The organism is Neobacillus niacini NBRC 15566, assembly GCF_001591505.1.
Taxonomy (GTDB): domain Bacteria; phylum Bacillota; class Bacilli; order Bacillales; family Cytobacillaceae; genus Neobacillus; species Neobacillus niacini.
Window position 1 is genome coordinate 57,171 of sequence record NZ_BCVA01000036.1, and the last position, 6,575, is coordinate 63,745.

A 6,575-nucleotide genomic window follows, 5' to 3' on the forward strand; every position below is an offset into this window, starting at 1 on the left:
CATGGAAAAAATAAGAAAGAAAAAGCGGAAAAAGAAGTGGTATCAGAAGTGGAAATGGGTACTGCTTAGTTTTCCAATTTTACTGATTGCAGCCGGTGTTGGCATTGTTGCTTATTTTGGATGGGATTTATCAAAACAGACAGTCTTATTAGCGCACCAAGTAGTTGATGAATACGAACCAGAATTACCTAATCAGACATTTGACCAGCCATGGCCAAAACTGCCAGACCCAGGTTCATCGATTGGTGAATTGCAGTTCACTTCAATTGACCTTAATGTTCCTGTTGTCCAGGGCACCCATGACAATGAGTTGAAAAAAGGTGCTGGCCATTTTGCCGGCAGCGCGCTGCCAGGTCAAGGCGGCAATGTCATCTTAAGCGGACACCGGGATACTGTATTTCGGAAGCTCGAACACCTAAAAGTTGGTGAGCAGCTGACCTTCAGTACTCCGTATGGTGATTTCGTTTATGAAACCACAGACTTCAAAATCGTCCCAGCTGACGATATGACGGTTATGGTACCAACTGATTATGAAACTCTAACATTAACAACGTGTTATCCATTTGATTTTATTGGGGATGCACCAGATCGTTATGTCGTTTATACGAAGTTGGTTTCTAGTCCGATTATTGCAAGTAACTAAAGGAAGCAGCCCGATGAATTTGTTCATTGGGCTGCTTCTTTTTATGGCTTTGTTATTATTCATCGTTGATTTTCGTATATGAATAGAACTCATAGGCGGAGAATTTCCGGCTAATGTATATAGAGCAGCTTAAGAAGGATATATAGGCGGAGATATTTCGATTAACTGCTTTAAATAGGCCGAAATTCAAAGATTAGGTTGATATAGGCGGAAAAACTTCCCTTTTTAATAAGGGAATAGGGGTATTTCATAATTTAACCGGAATTTTTCCATTTATTTTTCAAACACAGTGAAATCAACATTCAGTTATAACAGAGCCTTTTTTAATAGATATATCGGTACCGATTGAATAATCCAAATCAAAAGCCATTTGCTTTATCTGTGCATGAACTTTTCTTTATACATTTCCTGGTCCGCCAGTTCAAGGATTTCTTCAGGACTTAAGTCGGTTCCAGGTTTATATTGATAGAAACCGTGGCTGGCTGAGATTGGATATGGCTTTTGGCCCGTTCTAACCATATCCTGAAACTCACTTCGAATGCGGGACCAGATTCCCTGTGCAACTTCCATTTGTGGCTCGAAAAATAGAATGATAAATTCATCACCGCCTAGGCGGAAAAGGACGTCATTTTCCCTGATATGCCGTTTGATGGTTTCGCAGCAAGTCATAATCAGGTCATCGCCTGCAGAATGTCCGTACTTGTCATTTACCATTTTTAAATTGTTTATATCAATATAGCAGACGATGAATTCTGTTGATCCATCTTGCAGGTATTGTGAAAGGATTTCCATTCCTCGCCTTCTGTTGAGGACCCCTGTAAGCGGGTCAAGGGATGCATGTTGATAAAGCTCTTCTTCCGTTTCCTTCAAATCTGTAATGTCTGTGCTTCCAATAAGGACGCAGCGCTCCCCTAAGTAATTGACCAGTTCAAAATTAAGCATGGACCATTTCTGTTTATGTTTGACCATATAATTTTTTAAATTCTGATGTTCTTCAAGTTTTTCTACGATCGATTGTTTTTCTTCAGGCGTGGTCAGCATAAACCAGCCATCAAGCTTTGTCATATCTTTATTTTTCAAATGGAAGTATTCGATTGCCTGCTGATTTAGGAGCAAAATGTTGCTGGTTTCAAGATTAAAAAGGACCAACGGATTAGGATTGATGTGAAATAATCTGCGAAAGCTCTCTTCATTCTTCTTAAGTTTCCATTCGTTTGTAAAGTTATTTTTGCGAAATGAATAGAAGGCATACGCAATCGTAAACGAAATGACCGCTGCACCTGTTGAATTCACGAGTTTAAATAGGAACGAAAAGTGATTTTTTTCAAGCAGGAACAACCCTGTAATGAAAAATAGATGAATTCCTGTGATGATGCCAGCCTGGTGCCGTGGCTGAACCGGCAAAATAACAGCGGCCGCTAAGAGAATAATTATATAAGCATAGATATTACCGTTATTAAGCTGGCTGTTGATCGAAGACACGGCGCCGATAAACAAATAAAGAAATAAATAGGTGAGAATAATCGGTCCTCTGGCGTTACTCTTGCTACGGCGGTAGAGGATCAAAAAGATAAGCGAGATTACCAGGTCTATGATATGAAAGGTTGAAAGGATAAATTTATAAGTCGGGTTGTTCAGGTTGGCCAAAAGGATAAAGTCCACAATGAAAAAACAGGGATAGGTGAAGATGAGCATATAGGAAATGTGTTTAATCCGTTCGAATAAGAGGTTTTCATTATAGTTGATAAATTGTTGCTCCAAATCATGTTCACTCGCTGCGTTTTTTGCCAAGATCTCCATCAGAACAACCATCCCTTGTAATCAAATAACATCTGTATTTTATCATTGAAAACAGCGACCTGTCACGGAAACAAAGGGACGGTTCGGTTTCTAGTCCGATTATTGCATGTAACGAAAGGAAGCAGCCTGATGAATTTGTTCATTGGGCTGCTTCTTCTTTTAAATAGATATGAGCTAATATCGGTGGCAATCAAAATGGAGTGGATAGTCCAAATTAAAAACCATTTGTTTTTGTCTAATTTGAGTTGCTCCTATAAGCAGCCTTTCGTTTCACGGATTAGCTAATAATGGACGAATTACGCTCTCAACCGTAACGTTAATGTGATAAAGACCTTTAGCATTCCACAAGGTAAGACCTTGTGAGAAAGATAAATAGTACGCGGCCAGTTCCATTGCATCACCCTCTATAAATATTCCATCTCGCTGACCGGCAGAAATAATTCTTGAAAGAACTTTTAATGAGTCAGCGTACTCTTGTCTAATATTTTGTTTAATTTCTTCAGACAGAAAATCAGCTTGAAGTGCTTCATTAATTAAAATATGCCGATCTAGCGCTACCTCTGGAGAACCTGAAAATGTAAGTGCTGAAAACCAATTAAGCTTGTCATATGGGGTCCCTTTTTGGTCCTCTGCTTCCGTAACAGCTTGCTTAAACTGGTCAAGGATATTCATTATAATTGCGACATATATTTCTTCTTTTGATTTGAAATAATGATAAAGTAATCCGTGACTTAAATTGATGGAAGACGTTATATCACTGATTTTGGTTCCTGCAAACCCTTTGCGGGCGAAAATTTTTAATGCCGCATGACTAATTTCTTCATAACGTTGGTCACGTATCATTTTAAATTGTTCTTCACTCTTTGCCATATAAAATCCCCATTTAATATTTTTTCTGCGATAAATGCAATCACTCTATTATACCATTCACTTCTAGATGACCAAATGATTAAGAGGTGCCGCCATGGAGTAAAATGTGGGGGGATTTCCAATAATTAATCTGTATATCTTTGACAGGAATGTATTGATTGACTAGTTAGTCAATATCCTATATTATTACTGTGCTAACGTTATTAAATGCAAAGGGGATATAAAAATGAGCAAACTTCATGGTAAAGTAGCGATTATTACTGGTGGAGCAGGTGGTATTGGTAAAGGCATTGCAACTGCTTTCGTAAAAGAAGGGGCAAGAGTAGCGATTGTTGACCTAAATGCAGAAGCAGGCCATAAAACGATAAAAGAGCTGCAGGAATTTCAACCAGAGTCTATTTTTATTCAAGCAAATCTTATGGAGCACGATAACATAGCCGGTATTGTCAAACAAGTTGGAGAAACGTTTGGAAAGATTGATATTTTAGTGAATAATGCTCACGCATCAAAGATGGCCTCTATTGAAGTAACAACTCAAAAGGAATTGGATTTATCATTTAACACTGGATTTTATCCAACATTCTATTTTATGCAAGCGGCACTGCCTTATTTGAAAGATACAAAGGGTAAAATCATTAATTTTGCTTCAGGTGCCGGAATTAACGGTGATGTCAATCAAGGTTCATATGCAGCTGCTAAAGAGGCAATTCGTGGAATTACTCGTGTAGCGGCAAATGAATTCGGGCCTTTTGGAATTAATGTAAATATCATTTCTCCCATTGCAAAATCAGAGGGAATGCTTCAATGGGCTGAAGCGAATCCGGAATACTATCAAGGTATGCTATCAAAAATTCCGTTAAGAAGACTTGGTGAAATTGAAAGCGATATCGGACGTGTGGCCGTATTTTTAGCGAGTGAGGACTCCGATTATATTACTGGACAAACGATTATGGTTGATGGCGGTTCCATTAAATTACGTTAATATCCTTTTCATAAGTTATAGATTGCTTGCTTGTGAGAAGCTTTGTCAAACCATAAATCAAAGGGAGAAATTACTGTGGGCAAGCAAAAAAAGGGGAAAATTCACTTTGCCTGGTGGGTATTACTAGGACTATCTATAATGATTGGTCTTGCTAGAGGTGGAATTAATAATGCAGGGGGATTGTTTTTAACCCCAGTTACAAAAGACTTAGGGATTGGTATGGGCAGCCTATCATTATACTTTAGTATTTCATCCATTGTTACCATGCTATTCTTACCGATAGCAGGTAAAATGATGGCGAAATATGATATAAGAGGACTTTTAATCTTTGCGATTATCTTACAAGCGGGTTCCTTTGCGATGTTCGGATTAATGAACTCTGTCTGGGGCTGGTATGTCTTCTCGATTCCAATGGCGATTGGATCCATATTTGTAGCTACAATGGCTGGACCTGTTATCATCAATCGCTGGTTTAAAAAGCACAATGGCCTGGCAATGGGAATGATGATGGCGGCTGTGGGACTCTTTGGCGCAATCATTCAACCAATGGTCGGTAACTTTATAGCTGAACACGGGTGGAGAAATGCTTATATAACATTGGGCCTTGTCGTAATGGTCATCGTAATCCCTGTTGTTCTATTGACCATTAGACTGAAACCTGAGCAAAAAGGCTTATTACCATATGGAATACAAGAAACAGCAACTGGAGGCGGACAAGCAGCTCGGACTGATATAGGAGTGACAATGGCTGCCGCAAAAAAATCATTGGCTTTTTATTCATTACTACTGTTCTTTTTCTTTATGACAGCGATTGCGAGCTTTGCACAACATATTGCACCATATGCGATGGGAATTGGATATGATGTTGAATTTGCCGGAAAAGTAATGGGCTCATTTATGGTTGGTATGTTAGTAGGAGCATTAGCATTTGGTTTCTTGACAGACAAAATCGGGGCAAGAAATACGGGTGTCTTTTCGATGTTATGTGGAATGGTTGCAATTGGATTATTAATTTTTATTCCTGGGAACGCTGCCATATTTAGTATTGCCATTGGTATTTTTGGATTTGTAACAGCTTCAATCGGAACGTTAGCGCCATTGATCACTACAGCTGTTTTTGGAATGAAAGAATATAGTCAAATTTATGCTACGCTTGGGATCGGCTTAGCTGTTGCAGGCATAGTAGCATTACCGGGCTACGGATACGTGTTCGACTTAACAGGAAGCTACACACCTGTGTTGTATACCATTATCGTGATGCTGCTTATTAATATCGCGCTTATTATTATGGCTTTCAAAGGCAAAAAGAGACTAGAAAATGCGGGTTCGTGGAATTGATTACTATTGGTATTACAAAAGGCGCTAGGCATTTCCGCGTCTATTATCCTATTAAAAATATTTGTTTTGGAGGAATTTATGATGGGTCGATTAGATAATAAAATAGCCATTATTACAGGAGGAGCTTCTGGTATTGGTGAACAAATGGTAGACTTGTTTAGCCGAAAGGGTGCAACTGTCATTGCTGCAGACATCAATGAATCTGCGCTTGAAAAGGCAAGCCAAAAAGAAAATGTATTTGGAATGAAATTAAATGTTGCTTCAGACGAAGATTGGAAAGCACTTGCTGAAGAAGTGAATAACCGTTTTGGCCGCATTGATATTCTTGTGAATAACGCTGGGATTTCATCTGAAAAGCCGTTTCAGGAAATTGATCTAAATGATTGGCAGAAGATGTTGTCTATTAATGGTTTTGGTCCCTTCGCCGGTATTAAACATGTTGCGCCTTATATGGCAGCTCAAGGAAATGGGTCAATCATTAATATTTCTTCTTACACCGCCCAAATTGGTCAAGGATTTAATCATTACTCTGCATCCAAAGGAGCGGTACGTGCTCTATCAAAGGCAGCCGCAACGACTTTTGGCCGCCAAGGAGTAAGGGTAAATACTCTTTTCCCTGGTATTATTGAAACACCAATGACTCAATCATTAAGTACATCGAAAGAGCTGCTTGGTCGCTTAATACAAGCAACACCACTGCAACGTTTAGGCCAACCTGAAGATATTGCAAATGCAGCCTTATTCTTTGCATCTGATGAATCATCCTATATCACCGGTTCAGAATTGGTTATTGACGGCGGATTTTCAGCACAATAAAATACTCGGTTATATAATCAGGACAGTTTACCAAGGATTAAAGCTTAATCCGGTGGAAAACTGTCCTTTTTTTTGAAAGACCTTTTCCCTGAAAGTGTGAACTTCGGACAAGGTAGAGCATAAAAA

The 6,575-nt window shown here is 39.0% G+C and carries 6 protein-coding genes; 4 read left to right on the plus strand and 2 right to left on the minus strand.

Features of this window, described 5'->3' with window-relative positions:
* Position 1 precedes the first annotated feature (1 nt).
* Positions 2–643, plus strand: a complete 642-nt coding sequence (locus BANA01_RS21315; RefSeq protein WP_063254645.1) for a class D sortase — start codon at positions 2–4, stop codon at positions 641–643.
* 375 nt (positions 644–1,018) lie between these two features.
* On the opposite strand, the gene BANA01_RS21320 is transcribed toward BANA01_RS21315, so the two are convergent.
* Complete coding sequence (locus BANA01_RS21320; protein ID WP_169803732.1) at positions 1,019–2,443, minus strand: sensor domain-containing diguanylate cyclase; 1,425 nt, start codon at positions 2,441–2,443, stop codon at positions 1,019–1,021.
* 270 nt (positions 2,444–2,713) lie between these two features.
* Positions 2,714–3,313 (minus strand): TetR/AcrR family transcriptional regulator, encoded by a 600-nt coding sequence (locus tag BANA01_RS21325; RefSeq protein ID WP_063254646.1) that lies wholly within the window; start codon positions 3,311–3,313, stop codon positions 2,714–2,716.
* Between the two features lie 226 nt (positions 3,314–3,539).
* Between BANA01_RS21325 and BANA01_RS21330 the strand changes: the two genes are divergently transcribed.
* From BANA01_RS21330 to BANA01_RS21340, 3 genes are all read left to right on the plus strand, one after another.
* Complete coding sequence (locus tag BANA01_RS21330) at positions 3,540–4,295, plus strand: SDR family NAD(P)-dependent oxidoreductase (protein ID WP_063254647.1); 756 nt, start codon at positions 3,540–3,542, stop codon at positions 4,293–4,295.
* A 75-nt stretch (positions 4,296–4,370) separates the two neighbouring features.
* The gene (locus BANA01_RS21335) at positions 4,371–5,633 is read left to right on the plus strand and encodes an MFS transporter (protein WP_235847199.1); all 1,263 of its coding nucleotides are present in this window, start codon (positions 4,371–4,373) and stop codon (positions 5,631–5,633) included.
* Between the two features lie 81 nt (positions 5,634–5,714).
* Positions 5,715–6,449: an SDR family NAD(P)-dependent oxidoreductase gene (locus BANA01_RS21340; RefSeq protein WP_063254648.1), complete on the plus strand. Its 735-nt coding sequence runs from the start codon at positions 5,715–5,717 to the stop codon at positions 6,447–6,449.
* Positions 6,450–6,575: the final 126 nt, after the last annotated feature.

Bases quoted from the DNA above. Each gene is read 5' to 3' on its own strand.
- BANA01_RS21330 (WP_063254647.1), top strand. From the start codon at position 3,540: ATGAGCAAACTTCATGGTAAAGTAGCGATTATTACTGGTGGAGCAGGT.
- BANA01_RS21340 (WP_063254648.1), top strand. From the start codon at position 5,715: ATGGGTCGATTAGATAATAAAATAGCCATTATTACAGGAGGAGCTTCT.
- BANA01_RS21320 (WP_169803732.1), bottom strand. From the start codon at position 2,443: ATGGAGATCTTGGCAAAAAACGCAGCGAGTGAACATGATTTGGAGCAA.
- BANA01_RS21325 (WP_063254646.1), bottom strand. From the start codon at position 3,313: ATGGCAAAGAGTGAAGAACAATTTAAAATGATACGTGACCAACGTTAT.
- BANA01_RS21315 (WP_063254645.1), top strand. From the start codon at position 2: ATGGAAAAAATAAGAAAGAAAAAGCGGAAAAAGAAGTGGTATCAGAAG.